Here is a 20957-nt window from a genome sequence, read left to right as displayed (position 1 = left end):
AATACCCACGCTCAGACTTCGATATCTACCATTTTTGCACCAAGCACGTATGCGCCGGCATAGATTCCCAAACATACAGACATCACCCCGATTCCTAATATATTTCCATACAGGTAAGACATAAATTCCGGAAAACTCAGCCGCATATAAGCGATAATGGCATAGGGAATGATCGACATTACTTTATATTCATATTTCTTTGCCGCAAGAAGTGTTTCGATCTCCCTCTTTACCTCTATTTTTCCGCTGATCTGATCCACAGTGTTCCGAATGATCGCGATCATATCTCCACCACTTTTTTTCGCTGCTGTAAATACAACTGAAAAATTCCGTACATCTTCCATATCTACCCGCCTTGCGAACTCATCAAATACCTGTTCCATCGACATACTAAGCCTCAGTTTTCTTGTCATGACTGCCAGTTCCTTAGAAATAACTTCCTCTTTGGGATAGACCATCATTAATTCTTTTTGCGTCTCCCGCACTGCGTTTTCCACTGAATATCCTGTGTTCAGTCCCGCGGCGAGACTCTGGATCATCTCTTTGAACTCCAAAAGAAACACCTGTTGTTTTTTCCTCACGCATTCCTTTTTCTTCATCCGGTAATACAGAATTCCGACCGGTATCAGAAACACCACTGCCCAGATTTCCCGATAATAGAGCCATGCAGTCAGTGCAAGAAGCGCAGCTGTCTGCCCTGCCATTTTCATTCGTTCTGCCGGTTTTACAGCCTGCTGCCAGTAATTTTGTGATATTTTCAAGCTCTCGTTCTTTTCTCCAGATCCCCTGAATCTTCCCATGTACTTCTCCTGTCTCTTCAAATGTATATAATGGTTTCAGTATCACTTCTCCGGCTTCGTATCCCATCACTTCTGTAACTGCCAGCAGCTTCCTGCTCTTATCCCGTAATCTTCCCAAATGGACAATGATATCAATCCCGGACGCAATCTGTCTTCTGACCGCCGGAAGCGGAATATCCATTCCCATTAATACCATTGTCTCCAGTCTTGCGAGCATGTCCTTTGGACTGTTCGCATGTCCGGTACTAAGGCTCCCGTCATGTCCGGTGTTAAGTGCCTGAAGCATATCTATTGCTTCCGCCGAGCGCACCTCACCGACAATAATACGATCCGGTCGCATACGCAGCGCCGATTTGATCAGATCACGGATCGTAATCGCTCCGTTCCCTTCAACATTTGCATTTCTGGCTTCCAGACTGACTAGGTTGCTTACATCCTGTATTTTTAACTCTGCGTTGTCCTCAATCGTAATAATTCGTTCTGTTTTGGGTATATATTGAGATAATGCATTTAGAAATGTGGTCTTCCCGGAACCGGTTCCTCCACTGATAAATATGTTATATCCTGCTACTACAAGCATAGCAAGAAATTCTGTAACTTCCTCGCTAACGGAATCCCATGCAATCAGCTGCTCCATTGTGATTGCATCTTTGGGAAACTTACGGATCGTTACGATTGGTCCGTTCAACGCAACCGGAGCAAGCACGACATTCACTCGGGAGCCGTCCGGCAGCCTCGCATCTACGATCGGTGATGCTTCATTGACGATACGGTTTGAACCCGCCACAATCTGCTGTATCACATCTTCCAGTTTCTCCCTGGACAAGAAATGTCTCTCTGCTTCATACAGCTTTCCATGTTTTTCATAGAAAATGCTCTGTACTCCATTGATCATCACTTCAGTAATCTCATCATCCTCCAGAAAATCCTGTAAAAGATCCAGTTTTCTGAACGCATTAAACAGTTCCTTTCCAAGCGCTGTCCTTATCTTCAGCGGAATATATTCTTTCTGCCCGGCTTCCTGTAATACCTGATAAATAATCCCGGTCAGTTCTTCATCTTCCACTTCTCTTGTCAGATCCAGTTTTTCAAGAATCCTCGCATGTAACTGTTCCGCCTCAATCATGTACATCCTTCCTTTTGATTTTCTGCAATACATCTTCGTAACCCAGAAGCGTAAGTTCCTGTTCAAACTGCCGGATCTTCGCCTGTGCATATCGGTCCCTTATCTCCGGAACATGTACTTCTGTACACACCCGCAATAATTGATATACCTGTGGGAGTCCTTCATCAATATCAAGTACGATCATCTCATAAATACTCTGTTCTGCGATCTTCGTAAGCAGATCTTTCCATTCCTGTACACTTACTGCCTTTACGTCTTCTGCGACCGCCATTGGATGTACATAATCCAAATGTCTTCTATGCTGCACGATCGTTGTAAGAAATAAACCAAGATTTCCTTTTTCCTGTCTCGCATAATACAGAAGATCCGACAACGTCTGTCCTTCTCCTGCAAAATGTCCGCCAATACCACTATACAGTTCCAGGTTGAGATATAATACATTCGCATTCACTGCCAGTTCTTCTCCAAGCTTTAATGCATATGACGTCTTTCCGATCCTGTGAACCGGTGAATACACACCGATCAGTCTCACTGCCTGCTTTCCTGCTGCCTGTCCGAGGAGAATATTTTCCGACTCCTGAGCATCAACATTTTCCAGAAGCAGCTTTACGATCTTCTCTCCCGACTGATATTTATATAATGCCGTCTCATCTTCCAGAACCTGGCTGTTCCCTGCACCGGTCAGCAGAAATTTCTGCTCTGCCGGTACTTTCTTCCGTTCTTCTGCTTCGTACTCTGCTGCCACAAATAAAATCTGTATCTTCGTTCTGTCCGCAATTTCCTGCACTTTTTCTATCCGGTCATACACCTGCACTTCCATGCCAAATTCCTTTTTATGCATCAGATAATAGGCAAGTGCCTGCGCATATCCTTCTTCCGGGTCACATATAATTAAATTCCCGTTACTCACATATGCCTGCCTCCTGTGTAAAAACACTTCTTCTACGCCCACTTTCGCTGCGATTTGATACTCTTATGTACTTGTTGCACTTCATTGAATCCTACGCCGATACGGCACGAATTACTTAGAATTATTATTTTCAACAGATCAACACAAGTCTTAGATTTGACTTGTAGGACGATTATACTCTACCGGTTATTTCCTGTCTATCCTTTTTTCTGAAAATTTCTATCTTTGTGAAACTCTGCCAAAATTTTGTCCTTCATTTTCCTTAAAATTCTATACAAATTTCACGTCAAAAGATATAATACTAATAAAAAACAGTCAGGAAATAACAACATGAATATAAATATTTATCACTTTTCAGATTTATCTTCGGCAGCTTTTACCCTGCCAATGCAGACGATAGACGTCTGGTTTTTTAAAACAGAAGATTTCCCACCAGATGCACAGGATACGCAAATTCTTTCCACAGAAGAACGGAACCGGATTGCCGGTTATTCACAGAAAAAAGACCGTATCCAGCATCAGACTGCGCGCTTTCTCTTACGTCTGCTGCTTGGAAAATATCTGTACATTGCACCGGAAGAACTTGTGCTTCGTACAGGCACACATGGCAAACTTTATCTGGATTATGATGCACTTACAGCCAGAGGTCTGGGACATCTGCCGCGGCTTTCCTTTAATCTCTCTCATTCGGAAGAGCAGATTGCGTTTGCATTTTCCTTTTCTTCCCCGGTCGGTATCGACATCGAAAAAATACGTGAAAATGCACGCAGCAGCCACCTTGTCCACCGTTTCTTTCACCCGGATGAAGAACTGCGATTCGCACATTTACCGGAGTGGGAAAGTACACAGCTTTTTTTCCGTTACTGGACGATACGAGAAGCATTTTTAAAAGGAATCGGAACCGGATTTACCATTTCCGCAGATTCCTTCCGTATTGATGAGATCGATTCAGATTCCGGTCTGTACCAGCTCACAAAATATCCGCTCTGGCGGGTTCAGGCACTTCCGGCTCCGGATAAATATTTCTGCAGTGTCGCCTACTGCGTTCAGAATCCTCTATAAAAAGAAATTCCATATAATAAAGCAACTCCCGGTGTACCAAGTACACCGGAAGTCACTACTGTCACCGGGTTCATTCCAACCCGGATGTCAATTCCTCTTGCGTTTAAAAACTGATTTACAAAAAAGATCAAGGCTGTTCCTATCACAGCTCTGACTACAAAATTTACAAGCACCTGCGTCCGATATCCCGGCATATGTAATTCCTTCTTTCTCATTTTATGATATTAAGGTTGTTCTTCTTCCAGTATATCGTCCTTTTTTAAGTTTTATTCTTAAAAGATGCCCTACGAATTGTTTCGTATTCTCACAATTCTGTCATCCTACGCTTTAAAGCTCCAGCCGTACCTCACGGTTCGTCCGGTGATATTGATGATAACGGACTCCCGCTGCATCAAACATCCGCATAGATGCGCACACGGACGGCGTTCCCTTGTACTTGTTGCTGTCGTAAATCACTTCTTTGATCCCCGCCTGAATGATCGCTTTTGCACATTCATTGCACGGGAATAAAGATACATATAATTTTGCGCCTTCCAGACTTCCGCCACGGTAATTGAGTATCGCATTCAATTCACTGTGAACCGTATAAACATACTTGGTCTCCAGCGGATTGTCGCCTTCTCTTACCCATGGAAATTCATCATCTGAACAGCCGGTAGGAAGTCCATTATATCCCATAGATAAAATCTTGTTATCCTGACTTACAATACAACATCCCACCTGTGTATTGGGATCTTTGGAGCGTCTTCCAGACAGAAGCGCAACCCCCATAAAATATTCATCCCAGCTGATATAATCTTCTCTTTTGCTTCCCATCTGCCATCCTCCACCAATTATTTTGTTCCGAAAATACGGTCTCCTGCATCGCCAAGTCCCGGAACAATGTATTTATGTTCATTCAGACGCTCATCCAGTGCACCGATATAAACATCTACATCCGGATGCTCTTTCTGCATACGTTCTACACCTTCCGGTGCTGCAATAATGCACATAAAACGGATATGTTTTACGCCTTTGTCTTTCAGCATCTGGATAGCAGCCACGCTGGAACCGCCTGTAGCAAGCATCGGATCTACGACAAACACTTCTCTCTCATCGCAGTCTGCCGGTAATTTGCAATAATATTCAACCGGTTCATAAGTATCCGGATCACGGTACAGACCAATATGTCCAACCTTTGCAGTCGGGATCATGCTTAACATTCCATCAACCATACCAAGACCGGCTCTTAAAATCGGAACAACTGCCAGTTTCTTTCCACTTAATTCTTTACCCACCATCTCACAGATCGGTGTCTTGATTTTTACATCCTGAAGCTTCAGATCTCTTGTTGCTTCAAAACACATTAATGCAGCAATCTCACTGACAATCTGACGAAATTCCTTTGTTCCTACATCCTCTTTGCGGATGCAATTGATTTTGTGCTGGATCAATGGGTGATCCATAACCTGTACTTTAGACATGTTTTTCCTCCTCATTTGACACTTGTTCTGATTTTAAAATATCAATTTATAATATTGATTTGTTTAAACCGTTATGACATGATGTCCTGCCGCTTTTAACAAACGGTTCATAATCGCGCTTCCGATTCCTTCGGTATCAAAAGATTCGCTGTAAATATAATCGACCTGATCGGCATCAAATTCCCGCAGAATGGCAAATAAATGAACGGCTATCGTAGACTCGTCTTCCCTGGTTCCGATAGACTTCACATCTCCACAGATATAATTAGCTACACTCTCTTCGGTTCCAATGATACCAACTTTATGTCCGGCTTTCACCTGCTCTGCTGCCAGTTCATTGATCTTTGAAATAACCTTTGACATCTCACCTTCTACAATGCTTAAGTCTGCTTTCGGCGCATAATGCCGGTACTTCATACCCGGTGCTTTCGGCCGTTGGTTCGGCTTAATGACCGCCTTATCAACTGTCACCTCGCCAATACATGCTTCCAGCATCTCCTTTGTAATCGCACCCGGTCTTAAGATCATTGGCGGTGTAACCGTCATATCCAGAATTGTCGATTCCAGTCCGATAGACACCGGTCCTCCATCCAGTATCATATCAATTCTTCCGGTCAGGTCCTCTTCTACATGCTCTGCCATTGTCGGGCTTGGTCTGCCTGATGTATTCGCACTCGGTGCTGCAATATATCCACCGCCCACATCAATCAGCGCACGCGCTACTTCATCACTCGGCATACGCACAGCTACAGTATCCAGCCCACCTGTCGTTCCATACGGAACTGCTTCGCTCTTCTCAAAAATCATCGTCAGCGGTCCCGGCCAGTATGCATCTGCGATTTTTTTCGTCTCCTCCGGAACATTTTTTGTAATTTTTTCCAATGCACCAAGATTCGTAATGTGTACAATCAGTGGATTATCGGAAGGTCTTCCTTTTGCAGCATAAATCTTCTCTGCTGCCTTCTCATTCAACGCATCTGCACCCAGTCCGTATACTGTCTCTGTTGGGAATGCAACCAGTCCGCCTTTTTTTAAAATGGCTCCTGCCATCTCAATACTATCTTTATCCAATTGTCCTTTTTTTACTCTTTTTATAATCGTTTCCATGTGTCTCATTATACTACACTCTATTTCTCCATACAAGTTACGATTCCATTTACAATTGCTTTCGCAACATCGTCCTGATATTCCGGAGTTGTCAGTTTTTTTGCTTCTTCCGGGTTACTTAAAAAGCCACATTCTACAATAATTATCGGCACCTCCGTCCGTTTCAGCAGATAATAAGTATCGTTTGCTTTCGCCTGTCTTGTATTTCCGATATCTGCTGCCCGCAATGCTTCCTGCATTGTCTTTGCAGCCTGTTCACTCTCTGCCGAATGGCGGTAATAAAACACCTGCGCCCCATGGATTCCGGCGTCCGGGTAACTGTTCTGGTGAATACTAACTGCAAATACCGGCTTTTCCCCGTTGATTTTTCTTACCCGTTCCCGCAGATCCCGGACTTTTTGTCCTGCATCCGATCGATCATCCAACATCTGATCATCTGTTCTTGTCATGATTACTTTTATTTTCTTCTTTTTCAGCATTTTCTCTACTTTTAAAGCAATCTCCAGATTAATCTCTTTCTCTTTTTCTTCATGTACTCCAATCTTTCCCGGATCACTTCCGCCATGCCCGGCATCCAGCACAATCACCTGCGATTTTTTCTCTTTTTCTGTCAGTTTTACAATCTCTCCTGATGCATATTTTTCCAATTTTTTACTAAGCAGTACAAGTACCATAAGCGCCAGAAGAATCAGTATAAATTCTATTTTCTTCCCTGTCGCATCCGTCATATGCCGGTTCTTTCGGATATTTGGAAAATGCAAAAAAAATACCTCCAGCCAGACTTTATTCTTCATAATATATGTCTGCCGGAGGCATTTTATATGTTTATTCTCTCAATATTTAATTTACATACTTCTGGATCAGTTGCCAGATATCTGAATTTTCCTGTCCGAGTGCCCATTCAGCTGTACCTGCAAGCTTATTCTTCTTCATGAGCTGAAGCTTGTACTCCATAGACTTCTCATCTTCCAGCCAAATGCTGTAAGTCGTATCTCCGGAAGTCCAGCTTGCGAAATTCTGCTTCGTCTCATCATCCCATGTCGTCTTGACACCGGCTTCTTTGACTACAGCTTGTGCACTGTCCATACCAAGTGCCTTACTTGTTACTTTGTTGGTATACTCTTCGTTCGCTGTACCTGCATCTTGTGCAAGTTCATCTTCCGTTTTCGCTCTTACTTCCCACAGACGCGTGAAAAATGGAATTCCGCTGATCACTTTATTTGCCGGAACTTCTTTTAACGTCTCAGAAATTCCCTCTTTTACATAATTATAAGAAGAAACCGAACCGGCTTCCGGTGATCCTGCAAAATGTTCGTCATAACCCATAATGATAACATAATCTGCTACGATTCCCTGCTCTTTACGGTTATACTGCATGTTATAGCCCTTCGGAACATAATTATCCACGGATAATACCAGACCATTCTGTCTGCATCTTACAGATAATTCGCGGATAAACTGAATATAATGTTCACCACATTCTTTTGATATCTTTTCAAAGTCAACATTAATTCCGTCAATTCCGGTCTGCAATGCCGCTGCAACCAGTTGATTGATCAGCTTCTCTCTCCGTGAAGTATGGCTTAATAATTCATAAGATTCTTTCTGCGAATTGATTCCTCCGTCAAAATCTCTGACGGTCGCCCACACTTCAATATTCGCTTTATGTGCATAGTTCACATAATCTGTCGACGAGATTGACTTTATATTACCTTCCGTATCTGCTACATGATACCAGGTCGGCGCAAGTGTTGTAAGCCCTTTACTTTTTGCTATCTTTTCAAGCACTCCGTTATTAGCGGAACTATTGGTTACATTGTGCCATGCCAAGTTAATCTTGTAATCTTTCTTGATACTGGTAAATTTCTGTTCGTTAAATTTTCTGGTTACATTCTTGGTCTCCGGTGTCCTGAGTGCACTGTCTTTCACATAGCCGATAAATCCGTCTTTTGTGCGGACTTTCTCCCATGATCCTTCGTTTTCAATAATTGTAACTGTATCATCTTTGCTGACATCTGAAAGGATCGGACTCTTCACACCACCGCGGTAACGAACCTGAGTATCCTTCTTAACCTCGGCAACTTTCTTCTTGCCCCAGTCGCTGACGATCATTACACGGCTCGGATTGTCATATACCTCATACTCAATGTTTGTATATTGCTGAACAAAATCAAGCGCAATATAAGCTGTATTTCCTTCTGTCTTAACAATGACATATTTCTCGCTCTTACGTTCCTTGGACACCATATAGTCTTTGCTTCCGACCTCGACTGATACCATGTCCTTCGGCAGTGTATACAATAAAATATTCTCATTCGGATCCCAGTAAAATCTGCTGTTTACATAATCCCTGATCACATCATACTGCACATAGAGCTTTCCATCGGATATCATACCATGCGGATCCACGACCTTATTATTTACTGTGATCGCCACCTGGCCTTTCTTTTCTATTCCATAATATTTATTCAGATCAGCTTTCTCCTTGGAAGGGCTGTATTTTTTCCACAAAAATGTCCCTACAACGGCTACGATCAGTAATATCAGGACGACACTCATCTTAATGATAAGATTCCGCTGTCTTCTCCGTCTGGATTGCGGTTTTCTTCTTACCAGTCTTCTGTTTCCGGAAATCCTTGATCTTCCGGAATTTCCTGTTCTGCCGGAAATCCCTGGTCCTTCTGAAGCGCTACTTCTTCTGCCCGCAACTGGCGTTCTGGCACCATCCTTGATTCGTCTGCCTGTCAGTGAGCTGCCTTCCGGCTGCATCGGCTGCATATCTTTTTCTTCCATGCTGTACCTCCTGTCAGACCTTATTATAGCAAAACAGATGTGCCCCGTCATTATTTATTTGACAAAATCTAGTTTGAGGGGTATTCGTGTTCCGAAATTCGTTGATCCACGTTGTTAAAACACAGCTCCTTGATGTCTCCTTTTTCATTCAACACATAATCTCGCATATACACTGAGTCTTCCCGCATAATATGCGCCTGCACGACTTGCATAGGGCTTGCGGCAGACCATTCAGCAATATATGAATCCCTTCTTTTTCATAATCTGTCAACTCAGAAAACAGACTATGAACCTGCTGTTCCTGATGGTCTCCCATGGATTCCTCCTTCTCAATGCCCGTTCCCATATAATAACTACGGCTGCATATACCAGAGACTCCAAAAGAAAATGCTGTAATTGTGATACACTTTTCTCCTCCTGCAGCTTAAACCAAAAGACAGTAAGGCATTGTATTCATTTACATAATAGGTTGATGTTGATCTTAATTTCTGTGATAATGTCTGTCTGAAACGACGTTCGATAATGTTATTGATCTGTTGATAGTTTTGAAATAAAGATGCTATATCAGAAAAGTTAAAAAAATTTCCCTCCTTTGTTCTAAGAATGTAGCTATTCGGGAAAACTATCTTTTAGTAACGTCATTATAGCGGACAGCTTTTTAAAAAGCAAGTCCTTTTTTCATTTTATATTTATTTTATTTAACATACAAAAAATTCTATGCTATACTAAACTAGAAGGAAGTGATGAATATGAAGATTGAGAAAATAAGTGACAATCAGATACGTTGTACTTTAACACGTGCTGACTTGGCCGAACGCCAGCTTCAATTGAGCGAACTGGCTTATGGAACCGAAAAAGCAAAATCACTTTTCCATGATATGATGCAACAGGCAGCCTTTGAATTTGGATTTGAAGCCAACGACATTCCTCTTATGATCGAGGCAATTCCGGCTTCTTCCGATTCTATCGTGCTGATAATTACTAAAGTAGAAGATCCGGAAGAACTTGACACCAGATTTTCTAAGTTTTCCCCGTCACCGGCGGGTGAGAACGATGCTAAAAAATCCGAAACAGTGAATAAGCTCGAAGGAGCAGAGACACTTCTGGACCTTCTTGGCAAAGTAAAAGAGAAGATGGATGTAGCCGAAAGCAGGGACAAGACAGATTCTCCGTCCGATGCACAGGCAACAGATTCTTCTGCCAGAACAGATTCTGCAAATGTAGCTTCTGCCACTGACGAGAACTCCGAAAGCAATGTAGCTGCTGAAGATTCTCCGGTAGCAAAGATTCGCTTGTTTTCATTTGCCACAATGGACAATGTGCTTTTAGCATCTCGTCTTTTGAACACGATGTACACCGGTTCCAACACCTTATACAAAGATCAGGCAGAAGACCTTTATATTCTGGCATTATCCCAGTCTGAACATTCTGCTAACGATTTCAACCGTATCTGTAATATGCTGACAGAATACGGTACTTCCGAGAAGACATCCGGAGTTATCCTTGCTTTTCTCGAAGAACATTGCGAAGCACTTGTTGCAGACAATGCAATCCAGCTGCTCGCAGCTATTTAATTGTACATCCCACAGATTACAGTTTGAATATGGAATTTTAAGCATGAAAAAAGCAGTTTTCGATAATTATCGAAAACTGCTTTTATATTCTGGCTTATTGTGCAGCCAGAAATGCATTAATCTTTTCTACTAATAAATCGCTGTCGATTCCGTGAACCATAGCAGCCTCAGCAAGACTTTCTCCCTGAGAAGCCGGGCAACCAAGACAGTGCATTCCAATCTCCATAAGGATCGGAGCTACCTCCGGGTTCATAGCAAGAACTTCACCGATTGTCATATCTTTAGAAACCTGTGCCATCATGACACCTCCTTTTCTCTTCAGTGGTATTTATTATATCCGTTTTTCTTCATCATGTAAACATTTTCAGGGGATTTCCTCGTGTAATTCCTCGTGTAAATTCCTCTTCTGGATATTCTCATTTCTTTCCTCTCCCATTGTATAAACATTTTCCTATAATTTACTATTAATATTTGACATCTTAAATGTCAACATTTTTGCCGAGTTTTTTCGACAAAAATCGAATTTTATTATAACTCCACAAAACATTCGTTCTTTTTTTAACATAAAATAATCCCCCGTTTTCGATGTGAATAATGTGGATAATGTGGATAAATTGCAACAAAGTACGATTTTTCCACCTTTTTTCAATATTTTGATGTGGATAACTTGGATAACTTTATTTCGTCGCTTTTTTCAAAATATGACATTTTTGTACAATTTGCTATTTCTGATTTTTTCCTTTACAGCAAAAAAAAAGATGAAAGAAATTATTCATTTCTTTCACCTTTATTGTCTTACATTTTCATAATTTATAACAATCTTCTTACTGTTATAATATTAGCATAAGTAGCCGACAAGATTCCGATTCCCCGCGCCCGGTTAATCGCATTTACAATCTGCCCGTTTCCTTTATAAATTCCTACATGTCCATTATAGCAGATAACATCTCCAGGTCTTGCATTGCTGTAGCTAACGGCTCTTCCCGCACTGCGCATCTGAGACGATGTTCTTGGAAGCTGTATACCGAAATGCTTATATACCGACTGTACAAACCCCGAACAGTCAGCACCATGTGTAAGGCTTGTACCACCCCATACATAAGGATTTCCGATAAAACGGCTGGCATACTCCACAACCGCCTGACCACTGCTTGATCTGCCACCGTCCGCACCGTTCGTTTCGGCTGTGCTTGCTTCCCGCTGTTTTGCCAGGATTGCTTCTTCCTCTTTTCTGGATCTCGCATAATGAAATTTTTTCATCTCTTTTGCTTTTTTTTGGGCTTTTTTTCCTATTGTAATATATTGTGAATATACATATCCGGTTACATCACCAGATTTGATCTTCGTCCACTCTCCTACCGGACCTTTTATTTTCGCTGCATAATCCGGATAAAGCTTGCCGACCCACTTACTTTGCTTTGTTGGTTCACTTCTTATATAAAGAAACGAATGAACATTCGCAAATGCCATATCTGAATACTCACCCTTCTCTGTTGGAACCAGATACTCTTTTACCTGTACTTTATGATCAGAAGCATCATAATCATTCAAAACTTCCTCTATCCCTGCACCGGGTAAAACAGAATCTGTATCCGCAGCCTGTACTTCCGGAGAAATTCCCATCACAAGGCTACTTATAGTAACTAAGAACAATCCTTTCTTAAGAACAGAATCCATAAACTCCCTCCTTTATGTTTTCTTATCTTTTGTAAATATTACAGAATTGTTACATATGTTACGTGATTATTATATCATCAAAAGCAATCATGTCAACCTTATTTACGCTTTTTTAAGCTTCTATCACACTACAGTATTTGATATACTACGACATTTCCATGTAGTATTTTGTTACAAATTGTTACATTTTCAGATTGCTTGTTGACAATCTTGTATCATTATCTTATACTAATTATAATAATTATTACTATTATTGAAAGGGGATTGCTTATGGCTACATTAAAATATAGCAGGCAGCGAGAGTGTATCAAAGAATATCTTATGCATACAACGAAACATCCTACTGCAGATACTGTTTATGAGCATGTAAAAGAAGAATTTCCGCGCATCAGCCTTGGTACCGTATATCGCAATCTGAATCTTTTAGCCGACATGGGCGAAGCACTCAAGATCACTACGCTGGATGGCGGAGATCGTTTTGATGGATGTACGAAGCCACATTATCATTTTACCTGCACTTCCTGTGGTGCAGTCATTGATCTGGATATGGATGTAAAGTATTTCCACGAGATGAACGAAGCTGCAGGTAAGAACTTTGATGGCTTGATAGAATCTCACACAACATTGTTTTCTGGTATTTGTCCGGCATGCTTCAAAAAAGGCAAAAATTAATGAAAAAGTTAATTTAATGATTGACATTTTTCAATAAGTATGGTAGATTAATATCAGTAACAATTACTAATATTGATATTGCAAAACACAATAAAAATTAATTATAAGAAAAGGAGATCAACATTATGAAAAAATTTGTTTGTACAGTATGTGGTTATGTTTACGAAGGAGAAGCTGCACCGGAGAAATGTCCAGTCTGTGGAGTAGGTGCTGACAAGTTCAAAGAGCAGACAGGTGAGAGAGAATGGGCTGCTGAGCATGTAGTAGGAGTAGCTAAAGGTGTAAGCGAGGACATCCTTGCTGATTTAAGAGCAAACTTCGAAGGAGAATGTTCAGAAGTTGGTATGTACCTGGCAATGGCAAGAGTTGCTCACAGAGAAGGATACCCGGAGATTGGATTATACTATGAAAAAGCTGCTCACGAAGAGGCTGAACACGCTGCTAAATTCGCTGAGCTCCTCGGAGAAGTTATCACAGACAGCACTAAGAAGAACCTTGAGCTCAGAGTAGACGCTGAGAACGGTGCAACAGCTGGTAAATTCGACCTTGCAAAACGTGCAAAAGCTGCAAATCTGGATGCAATCCACGACACGGTACACGAGATGGCAAGAGACGAAGCACGTCACGGAAAAGCATTCGAAGGACTGCTTAAGAGATACTTTGGCTAAGCTACAAGCCGAGTAAGGATAAAAATAAAGACGCTGGGAAAGGATGTGCTTACATCCAATTCCCAGCGTCTTTATTTTTAGGCTTATTGGGCGACAGCCCTACAGCGACGACGCGTTTTTCGCGTTGGAGCTGGCTCGGCGTAGCGCTGTTTTATACGGCGACAGCCATCATGAGGAAGTAGCGTAGCGCATTCCGAATGGCTTTACAATTTCATCGCTTTCGCAGAACTATACATCTGCATTCCCTTCACTTTCTTATAAGACAGCACCTTCACATAATATGTCTTTCCTGCTGCCGGCTTTTTCATAGAAGCAGATGTCTTCTTGGCAGATAAGGATACACTTTTCACACCCGCAACAAGTTTCGGATCTGTGCTGTACTGCACTTCATATCCTCCTGCACCGGATACTTTTTTCCATTTCACAGTCATAGAAGTCTTACTTCCGGATTTCTTTGTTATCTTTGGCGCTTTTGGTGTTATTCCAGACGTCTTACCACCAACATAAACCTTTTTCTTTACACCACTCTTATATGTGTTCTGATAAATCTTTCCTTTTGCATCAGAAGATACAAATACTCCATATGGTACTCCGGAGATTGTATTTCCACTAATATTGGCTGTTGATTTTGTAATATGTACTGCATGCTCTTTTATATTACTGATCACATTTCTGGAAAGCTTTCCGCAGGTACTCTTATTGAACATCTGTACACCATGCTGTTTACAGCCGGAAATCTGATTATTTGTAATAATCATTGATGTACTGTAATTCTGTGTAAACACACCGCTTCGAGCCATATTTTTTATTATATTAGAATTTGTAGTAATTCTTTTTGATCCTAAATCTACAAATACGCCATCATATTTCTTCCTTCTTGGATCTTTAGCATAATAATTTTTTCCTGTAATTTTATTACCTGTTGCCTCACTATCCTGTACATCCATCATATGGATACCATGTCCGGCTGTAGTAATTACATTATTTCTTACTTTTACTCCACTAATATAATAATCTTTTTTCGGGATTGTTTTATTTTTCTTATCTTTTTCTGTAGTACTAACTTTTCTGCCGTAAACCTTAACTCCGCATACTTCATCACTGTATTTCGTATACTTGATCGTCATACGGTTGTTTTCAACGACCATTTTAGCATTATGGCGAACCTGTCCTTTGTAAACTTTCTTTCCATCAAAGATTGTAGACATTACCGAACTGGAAAGTGGTTTGAAATATTGAATTAACACACCACCGCCACAATTTTCAATGACATTATTTTTTATCTCACAGTTATAATATGTTAATGCAATGATTGCTTCTTCCTGTATATTTTTAAAAATATTTCCCGTAATCTTAATATTTTCATGATAAGCGCCATTAAGAAGAGTATGAGTACCTACTCCACGTGGTACATTCTGGAACAAACAATTCGTAACTTCCACATTTTTCATTGTTGTTCCATCCAAATATGTACTTTTATAAATAGATGTATCACATGGAATATCAAACTGCAAAGCTTCCTGTTTTAAATTGCCACTGCTTTTTCTCCTTGCCAGATCTTTGAACGTACATTTATTAACTTTCAGTCCATCAATTGCAGCAAGTTCTACCTGATGTGCACATCCTCCACCTGATACTGTTACATTTTCCAGTTTAATATTCTTTGCATGAAAAAGACGAATCAAAGAAGAATCACAATTGCTATTTCCGTACCATTTTCCACCTATAATAGAAATATTTTGGAATCCGCTATATCCTTTACAAGCTGAACTTGCATTAAAATCTGAATGTCCTTTATAAGTACCATTTGTTCCTGTCTCTATCATATTACTGGATGTTCTTGAATAAGTAAATGTTACGCCTTCCGTCAGATCCAGTGTCGTATTGCTGTAAATATGTAACGTGGAGCTCAGCTTATAGCTTCCTGCCACCACCTTTACTGTAACCGGATTGCTGTCTGTAGCTGTATCTCTTGCCTCTTTTAAAGCATTATCTAATTCCCTTGCTATATCAGATCCATTCTTTGCACTTACAGTAATGACACTGTCATCCGTCTCTTCTGCATCCTGTACTGCAATCTGATTCTCTGTATGAACTTTCTCCTGCGCCTGACTTTCTACCGGATTCATGCCAATCGTACATGCCATGGCGATCATTCCTGACAAAAGCACTGTAATTACTCTCTTCTTCATAAATACCTCCCAAATTACTACTTTGGAGTATATTATATCGCATTATTTCTGCAAAACCAATGTCTCAGACAATCTTTTTCCTGCTAGCGGATCTTCCCCGGATCAATCTTATTTTTCTTCAATTTTAAATATACAACTTCCCGAAACAATGCATATAGCACAGATACAATCGGAATAAATATCAACATTCCTGTAATTCCCATCAGACTTCCCCCGACACTAACCGCTGCAAGTACCCAGATAGACGGAAGCCCCACTGAATTTCCAACAACATGTGGATAAATAAGATTTCCTTCTATCTGCTGCAATACAAGAAACAGTACGATAAAAATAGCTGCTTTTGCCGGATTTACCATAAAAATAAGTAAAACTCCTATTCCACACCCAACAAATGCTCCAAATATCGGAATCAGTGCAGTAAATGCTATCACAATTCCTATCAACAATGCATAAGGCAGACGGAAAATTGTCATTGCAACAACAAACATAGAACCTAAAATCACTGCCTCCAAACATTGTCCTGTCAGAAAACTGGAAAATGTCTTATATGTCAGAGAACATACTTCAATTATTGCCTCTGCACGTCCTTTTCGTACAAAAGCAAATAATACTTTTTTAGCCTGGATTTCCAGCTTCTCTTTTTGCAAAAGGATATAGATAGCAAATACAAATGCGATAAAAAATGTTGTGACTCCACTCACTATACTTTTTGCCGCTGTTATCGTGGAATCCAGCACACTTCCGGCACCATTTTTAAAGAAACCGATTCCGGCATTCATAATCTTATCCCAGTCAAATTCAATATTATTTACAATGTTCATAATTTCCTTATTATTGTGGAAAACTTGTTTTGCCCATGCCTGTACATGTGGAAGAAATATCTGAACATTTTTCCCTAGATTTGAAAAAGTATTTCCCAGTTGTGGAACTAAAACAAACATCACCGCAGCTACAACTCCAAATACAAAGATCAATACAAGAATCATACTACACGGTCGTGCTGCCTTTTGCATGTAACGTTTTCCTTTTCTTTTATCCTCTGAAAATAAATGTCTTTCCACAAAATTCATCGGGACATTTAACACAAATGCAATTGCTCCGCCTAAAAGAAAAGGAATGAATATATTTAATCCTTTCAATAACACTTGCAATACCATATTAAATTTCCACAAGCAGACAATTACAATTGCTGTAAACAAAATTAATTCTCGTATTTTTTTCATATTCTCCCGGTTTAATTCCATATAATTTCTTTACTCCTTATGTTCTTTACTTTTGCGTTCCTAAAATTTTCCTTCATTCCATAATCTTTTTTATACACACACAATCTGCCACCGACACCTTTCTCCGAATGATAAGGCAGCTAACAGTGATATGAAAATTAAACTCGTCCCACACGAATTAATTTTAGTCCCTGTATAACCGGTAAATTAAGCAATGCCAGACCGTATACTATCAATAAATGCTGCCAGTCTAATGCTGCCACTTGGAAAATCCCATGTAATCCAGGGATCATTAATACTCCTGTGATCAATAACAATCCCATTCCAAATGCTCCGATCAGATATGGATTATTAAAAAATTGCTTTGTAAATAAAATTGGTTTTCTGGATTTACAATTAAATCCATGTATCAGACGGCTGGTACACAAGATTCCAAATGCCATTGTACTTCCAAGCAGCGCACCGCTCTCACTATAGCCAATAAAATATCCCGTCATCGTCATAATTCCAATAACCAGACCTTCTACACTTATATCTGTGAGAAATCTTCTATTCAAAATTGACTCCTTTATTGGTCTTGGTTTTTCTTCCATCACCGCTTTTGTGTGCGGCTCCAACCCCAGTGCAATTGCCGGAAGGCTGTCCGTAAGCAGATTGATAAAAAGTAAATGAACCGGTGCAAATGGGACTGGTAAATTAACAACAGATGCATATAATACCGAAAGAATTGCTGCTAAATTTCCTGAAAGCAAAAACTGAATGGCATTTTTTATATTCTGATAAAGATTTCTTCCATTTTCCACTGCCTTTATAATCGTTGCGAAATTGTCATCTGTAAGCACCATTGCGGCAGCATCTTTAGATACTTCACTTCCCGTAATTCCCATTGCAACTCCGACATCAGCCTGCTTCAATGCAGGTGCATCATTCACACCGTCACCGGTCATTGCAACAATATTTCCACGTTCCTGCCATGCACGCACGATCCGGATCTTATGTTCCGGCGAAACACGCGCATATACTGAAATTCCTTCTACAAATGTCCTCAGTTCTTCATCTGACATTTCTTCAATAACTGCCCCTTCGCATGCCTCCGATTCATTTTTAATAATACCAATTCTTTTTGCTATCGCAGCCGCCGTCACTTTATGATCACCAGTAATCATGACCGGGCGGATTCCCGCTTTAATACACTCCTCGACCGCCTGTTTTGACTCCTGCCGTGGCGGATCCATCATTGCAATCAATCCTGAAAATACCAGATTATTTTCATCTTCTAAAGTAAGTTCTTTCTCTGCATCTAATTCTTTGTACGCAAATGCCAGCACACGAAGCCCTTCTCGTGAAAATTCAAGATTCTGTTTTTCAATATATAATCTGTCTTCCTCATTGATCAATTCCGGCTTTTCACTTCCATATTTTCGGATATGTGTAATTCTCTTTAAAAGAACATCTACTGCACCCTTTACATAAATTACATATCTTCCATCACATTTGTTTTCCGTTGACATCATTTTCCGGTCACTGTCAAATGGTATCTCCGATAATCTCGGACAGGCTTCTCTGACATCAGAAAACGAATATTCTATATACTTTTTTTCCTGCAGAACTGCGAGTAATGCCGTTTCCGTAGGATCTCCAATCTGCTCTCCATCTGTGATCATTCCATCATTACACAAAATGCTGGAAATCAACAATTCCTTTTCCGAATCATTTTCAAAATTTAGCTCAGACACGGAGATTCGCTTTGGATAAATATAATAGTCTTCTACTGTCATTTTATTTTGTGTTAAGGTTCCGGTCTTATCAGAACAGATTACAGAAACACTTCCAAGTCCTTCTACTGCCTGTAATTTTCTTATAATTGCATGTTCTTTTGCCATTTTCTGTGTACCAAATGAAAGAACAATTGTCACGATAGAACTTAAAGCTTCTGGGATTGCTGCAACCGCCAATGCTACAGCAAAAAGGAATGCATTTAAAATGTTATCCCCACGTAAAATGCTTAAGATGAATAATATTCCACATAATATTAAAATCATTATGGATAATTTCTTTCCGAAATCATCCAGATTCTTCTGTAATGGTGTCATTTTTTCAGAAGTATTCTTCAACAAGTAAGCAATCTTTCCCATCTCTGTATTCATTCCAATTGCTGTCACTTCATAGCGTCCGTGACCATACGTCACAAAGCTTCCTGAAAATACCTGATTCGTCCGATCCCCAATTGCTGCATTTTCCGGAACATCTTCCAGATTCTTCTCCACCGACAGACTTTCTCCCGTCAATGCACTCTCATCTACTTTTAAACTTGCCGTTTCTATCAATTTACCATCTGCCGGAATACAATCCCCCGCTTCAATAAGCACTTCATCCCCTATCGTAACTTCTTTTGCCGGGATCTGTATCACCGCATGGTCTCTGACTACTTTCGCTTCCGGTGCTGACAATTGTTTCAGACTTTTTAAAGATTGTTCCGCTTTTAATGTCTGTACTGTCCCTAAAATGGCATTCATTGTAATAACTAAGAAAATAACTGCAGCACTCTCTGCATCACCCAGAATTCCGGATATTATTGCAGATATGATCAATATAATTACAAGAAAATCTTTAAACTGCTCCAAAAATAATGTAATACAGCTTTTTTTCTTTTCCTCTGCCAATTCGTTCCATCCATATTTTTTTTGATTTTCTTTTGCCTGTTCATTTGTCAACATATTCATTCTACCTTTCCTGCAATAATATCTCTTTTAGTATTCACTTTTTTATGATGTTAAATGCTTTTCTTCATAAATTTCCTCGTCGCTATAACAGCGATAAAACACGCTCTGCGAGTTTTATTCGCTGATTAGCGGTCGTCAAATGCTGCCATGCAAGCATGGCGCATTTTCCTCGTCGCCATAACAAAAAAGAGACCTTATTGCATATAAAATATGCAATAAAAGTCTCACCATTTCATTACGACACGGATGATCGCTCATCGTACTGACGACGTCGTAAACATCATTAATTGATGCCAGTTACTCCCTTTTATCATTGTGTTATTAGAATATACAAATTTTTTCTTTTTGTCAATAATAATTCTATAAACAATTATGCAGACTTTCTCTTGTTTGATTTCGTATATAAAAAAGAAGCAGTATTAAATTAATACTACTTCTCTCTCATTCCTATGAGCGTGCGGGGATTCGAACCCCGGACAACTTGATTAAAAGTCAAGTGCTCTACCACCTGAGCTACACGCCCGTACCAAATGTCTTACTAAGACAAATGCCCAGAGCCGGAATCGAACCAGCGACACGAGGATTTTCAGTCCTCTGCTCTACCGACTGAGCTATCTGGGCAGAATTGCGGGGGCAGGATTTGAACCTACGACCTTCGGGTTATGAGCCCGACGAGCTTCCAGACTGCTCCACCCCGCGATAATATTTAATTCTATCATTTTCATGATAAAGCCGATGATCGGACTCGAACCGATAACCTGCTGATTACAAATCAGCTGCTCTGCCAATTGAGCCACATCGGCACAAGCCATGTTGGCTAATGGATGGAGAAGGATTCGAACCTTCGAAGGCGTTGCCAACAGATTTACAGTCTGCCCCCTTTGGCCACTCGGGAATCCATCCATATCTATGGGACCAATAGGGCTCGAACCTATGACCCTCTGCTTGTAAGGCAGATGCTCTCCCA

Annotated in this window: 17 protein-coding genes, 5 tRNA genes and 1 pseudogene; 4 read left to right on the top strand and 19 right to left on the bottom strand. The window is 40.4% G+C overall.

Annotated elements, in window-relative coordinates:
* Positions 1-11: 11 nt before the first annotated feature.
* The 3 genes and pseudogenes from DWY31_RS13460 to DWY31_RS13450 form a co-directional block, all read right to left on the bottom strand.
* On the bottom strand, positions 12-413 hold the full coding sequence (locus DWY31_RS13460; protein ID WP_442873169.1) for a type II secretion system F family protein: 402 nt from the start codon (positions 411-413) through the stop codon (positions 12-14).
* Between the two features lie 316 nt (positions 414-729).
* Positions 730-1926: pseudogene (locus DWY31_RS13455) on the bottom strand (CpaF family protein); the annotation flags it as partial.
* Positions 1919-2836, bottom strand: coding sequence for a hypothetical protein (locus tag DWY31_RS13450; RefSeq protein WP_118520930.1), 918 nt, complete (start codon positions 2834-2836; stop codon positions 1919-1921). The pseudogene DWY31_RS13455 and the gene DWY31_RS13450, both read right to left, overlap by 8 nt.
* A 330-nt stretch (positions 2837-3166) precedes the next feature.
* Between DWY31_RS13450 and DWY31_RS13445 the strand changes: the two genes are divergently transcribed.
* A complete protein-coding gene (locus DWY31_RS13445) occupies positions 3167-3898 on the top strand; it encodes a 4'-phosphopantetheinyl transferase family protein (RefSeq protein ID WP_118520928.1) in 732 nt (243 codons plus the stop codon).
* Here DWY31_RS13445 and DWY31_RS13440 read toward each other — a convergent pair.
* The 6 genes from DWY31_RS13440 to DWY31_RS13415 all read right to left on the bottom strand — a co-directional run bounded on the left by DWY31_RS13440 (position 3883) and on the right by DWY31_RS13415 (position 9261).
* On the bottom strand, positions 3883-4092 hold the full coding sequence (locus tag DWY31_RS13440) for a pro-sigmaK processing inhibitor BofA family protein (protein ID WP_021859863.1): 210 nt from the start codon (positions 4090-4092) through the stop codon (positions 3883-3885). The two genes, DWY31_RS13445 and DWY31_RS13440, sit on opposite strands and share 16 nt — an antisense overlap.
* Before the next feature lie 133 nt (positions 4093-4225).
* Positions 4226-4714 (bottom strand): deoxycytidylate deaminase, encoded by a 489-nt coding sequence (locus tag DWY31_RS13435; protein WP_118520926.1) that lies wholly within the window; start codon positions 4712-4714, stop codon positions 4226-4228.
* A 17-nt stretch (positions 4715-4731) separates the two neighbouring features.
* Positions 4732-5361, bottom strand: coding sequence for a uracil phosphoribosyltransferase (upp, locus tag DWY31_RS13430; protein WP_021859861.1), 630 nt, complete (start codon positions 5359-5361; stop codon positions 4732-4734).
* 63 nt (positions 5362-5424) lie between these two features.
* Positions 5425-6477: an L-threonylcarbamoyladenylate synthase gene (locus DWY31_RS13425; RefSeq protein ID WP_318532596.1), complete on the bottom strand. Its 1053-nt coding sequence runs from the start codon at positions 6475-6477 to the stop codon at positions 5425-5427.
* 11 nt (positions 6478-6488) lie between these two features.
* On the bottom strand, positions 6489-7229 hold the full coding sequence (locus DWY31_RS13420) for an N-acetylmuramoyl-L-alanine amidase (protein ID WP_330422652.1): 741 nt from the start codon (positions 7227-7229) through the stop codon (positions 6489-6491).
* 79 nt (positions 7230-7308) lie between these two features.
* Complete coding sequence (locus DWY31_RS13415) at positions 7309-9261, bottom strand: glycosyl hydrolase family 18 protein (RefSeq protein WP_243060611.1); 1953 nt, start codon at positions 9259-9261, stop codon at positions 7309-7311.
* A 749-nt stretch (positions 9262-10010) separates the two neighbouring features.
* Here DWY31_RS13415 and DWY31_RS13405 point away from each other — a divergent pair.
* On the top strand, positions 10011-10835 hold the full coding sequence (locus DWY31_RS13405) for an adaptor protein MecA (protein WP_199671998.1): 825 nt from the start codon (positions 10011-10013) through the stop codon (positions 10833-10835).
* A 94-nt stretch (positions 10836-10929) separates the two neighbouring features.
* Here DWY31_RS13405 and DWY31_RS13400 read toward each other — a convergent pair whose 3' ends face one another.
* Positions 10930-11136 (bottom strand): DUF1858 domain-containing protein, encoded by a 207-nt coding sequence (locus DWY31_RS13400; protein WP_117537434.1) that lies wholly within the window; start codon positions 11134-11136, stop codon positions 10930-10932.
* Positions 11137-11645: 509 nt separating this feature from the next.
* Positions 11646-12512 (bottom strand): C40 family peptidase, encoded by an 867-nt coding sequence (locus DWY31_RS13395; RefSeq protein ID WP_118520922.1) that lies wholly within the window; start codon positions 12510-12512, stop codon positions 11646-11648.
* 270 nt (positions 12513-12782) lie between these two features.
* Here DWY31_RS13395 and DWY31_RS13390 point away from each other — a divergent pair, with 270 nt between their 5' ends.
* Both DWY31_RS13390 and DWY31_RS13385 read left to right on the top strand, forming a co-directional pair.
* On the top strand, positions 12783-13184 hold the full coding sequence (locus DWY31_RS13390) for a Fur family transcriptional regulator (RefSeq protein ID WP_118520920.1): 402 nt from the start codon (positions 12783-12785) through the stop codon (positions 13182-13184).
* 125 nt (positions 13185-13309) lie between these two features.
* Positions 13310-13852, top strand: coding sequence for an NADH peroxidase (locus DWY31_RS13385; protein ID WP_118520918.1), 543 nt, complete (start codon positions 13310-13312; stop codon positions 13850-13852).
* 203 nt (positions 13853-14055) lie between these two features.
* Here DWY31_RS13385 and DWY31_RS13380 read toward each other — a convergent pair whose 3' ends face one another.
* The 8 genes from DWY31_RS13380 to DWY31_RS13345 all read right to left on the bottom strand — a co-directional run bounded on the left by DWY31_RS13380 (position 14056) and on the right by DWY31_RS13345 (position 20893).
* Positions 14056-16044 carry a right-handed parallel beta-helix repeat-containing protein gene (locus tag DWY31_RS13380; RefSeq protein WP_118520916.1) on the bottom strand — a complete coding sequence of 663 codons (1989 nt, stop codon included), beginning with the start codon at positions 16042-16044 and terminating at the stop codon, positions 14056-14058.
* An 83-nt stretch (positions 16045-16127) separates the two neighbouring features.
* Positions 16128-17288, bottom strand: coding sequence for an AI-2E family transporter (locus DWY31_RS13375; RefSeq protein WP_117537430.1), 1161 nt, complete (start codon positions 17286-17288; stop codon positions 16128-16130).
* A gap of 137 nt (positions 17289-17425) precedes the next feature.
* Complete coding sequence (locus tag DWY31_RS13370) at positions 17426-19984, bottom strand: cation-translocating P-type ATPase (RefSeq protein WP_118520942.1); 2559 nt, start codon at positions 19982-19984, stop codon at positions 17426-17428.
* A gap of 456 nt (positions 19985-20440) precedes the next feature.
* Positions 20441-20513, bottom strand: a tRNA-Lys gene (locus DWY31_RS13365).
* A gap of 25 nt (positions 20514-20538) precedes the next feature.
* Positions 20539-20611, bottom strand: a tRNA-Phe gene (locus tag DWY31_RS13360).
* Positions 20612-20615: 4 nt separating this feature from the next.
* Positions 20616-20689, bottom strand: a tRNA-Met gene (locus tag DWY31_RS13355).
* Between the two features lie 31 nt (positions 20690-20720).
* Positions 20721-20793, bottom strand: a tRNA-Thr gene (locus tag DWY31_RS13350).
* Between the two features lie 18 nt (positions 20794-20811).
* Positions 20812-20893: transfer RNA gene (locus tag DWY31_RS13345), tRNA-Tyr, on the bottom strand.
* Between the last annotated feature and the right edge of the window lie 64 nt (positions 20894-20957).

This window comes from Dorea sp. AF24-7LB (assembly GCF_003478575.1).
In the GTDB taxonomy this organism is placed as follows: domain Bacteria; phylum Bacillota; class Clostridia; order Lachnospirales; family Lachnospiraceae; genus Dorea_D; species Dorea_D hominis.
This window is presented reverse-complemented; position numbering and strand designations above follow the sequence as displayed.

Coding starts and splice junctions, on each gene's coding strand:
- DWY31_RS13395 (WP_118520922.1), bottom strand. CDS start 12,512: ATGGATTCTGTTCTTAAGAAAGGATTGTTCTTAGTTACTATAAGTAGC.
- DWY31_RS13400 (WP_117537434.1), bottom strand. CDS start 11,136: ATGATGGCACAGGTTTCTAAAGATATGACAATCGGTGAAGTTCTTGCT.
- DWY31_RS13370 (WP_118520942.1), bottom strand. CDS start 19,984: ATGTTGACAAATGAACAGGCAAAAGAAAATCAAAAAAAATATGGATGG.
- DWY31_RS13385 (WP_118520918.1), top strand. CDS start 13,310: ATGAAAAAATTTGTTTGTACAGTATGTGGTTATGTTTACGAAGGAGAA.
- DWY31_RS13375 (WP_117537430.1), bottom strand. CDS start 17,288: ATGGAATTAAACCGGGAGAATATGAAAAAAATACGAGAATTAATTTTG.
- DWY31_RS13415 (WP_243060611.1), bottom strand. CDS start 9,261: ATGGAAGAAAAAGATATGCAGCCGATGCAGCCGGAAGGCAGCTCACTG.
- DWY31_RS13380 (WP_118520916.1), bottom strand. CDS start 16,044: ATGAAGAAGAGAGTAATTACAGTGCTTTTGTCAGGAATGATCGCCATG.
- upp (WP_021859861.1), bottom strand. CDS start 5,361: ATGTCTAAAGTACAGGTTATGGATCACCCATTGATCCAGCACAAAATC.
- DWY31_RS13445 (WP_118520928.1), top strand. CDS start 3,167: ATGAATATAAATATTTATCACTTTTCAGATTTATCTTCGGCAGCTTTT.
- DWY31_RS13390 (WP_118520920.1), top strand. CDS start 12,783: ATGGCTACATTAAAATATAGCAGGCAGCGAGAGTGTATCAAAGAATAT.
- DWY31_RS13405 (WP_199671998.1), top strand. CDS start 10,011: ATGAAGATTGAGAAAATAAGTGACAATCAGATACGTTGTACTTTAACA.
- DWY31_RS13460 (WP_442873169.1), bottom strand. CDS start 413: ATGACAAGAAAACTGAGGCTTAGTATGTCGATGGAACAGGTATTTGAT.
- DWY31_RS13435 (WP_118520926.1), bottom strand. CDS start 4,714: ATGGGAAGCAAAAGAGAAGATTATATCAGCTGGGATGAATATTTTATG.
- DWY31_RS13425 (WP_318532596.1), bottom strand. CDS start 6,477: ATGAGACACATGGAAACGATTATAAAAAGAGTAAAAAAAGGACAATTG.
- DWY31_RS13440 (WP_021859863.1), bottom strand. CDS start 4,092: ATGCCGGGATATCGGACGCAGGTGCTTGTAAATTTTGTAGTCAGAGCT.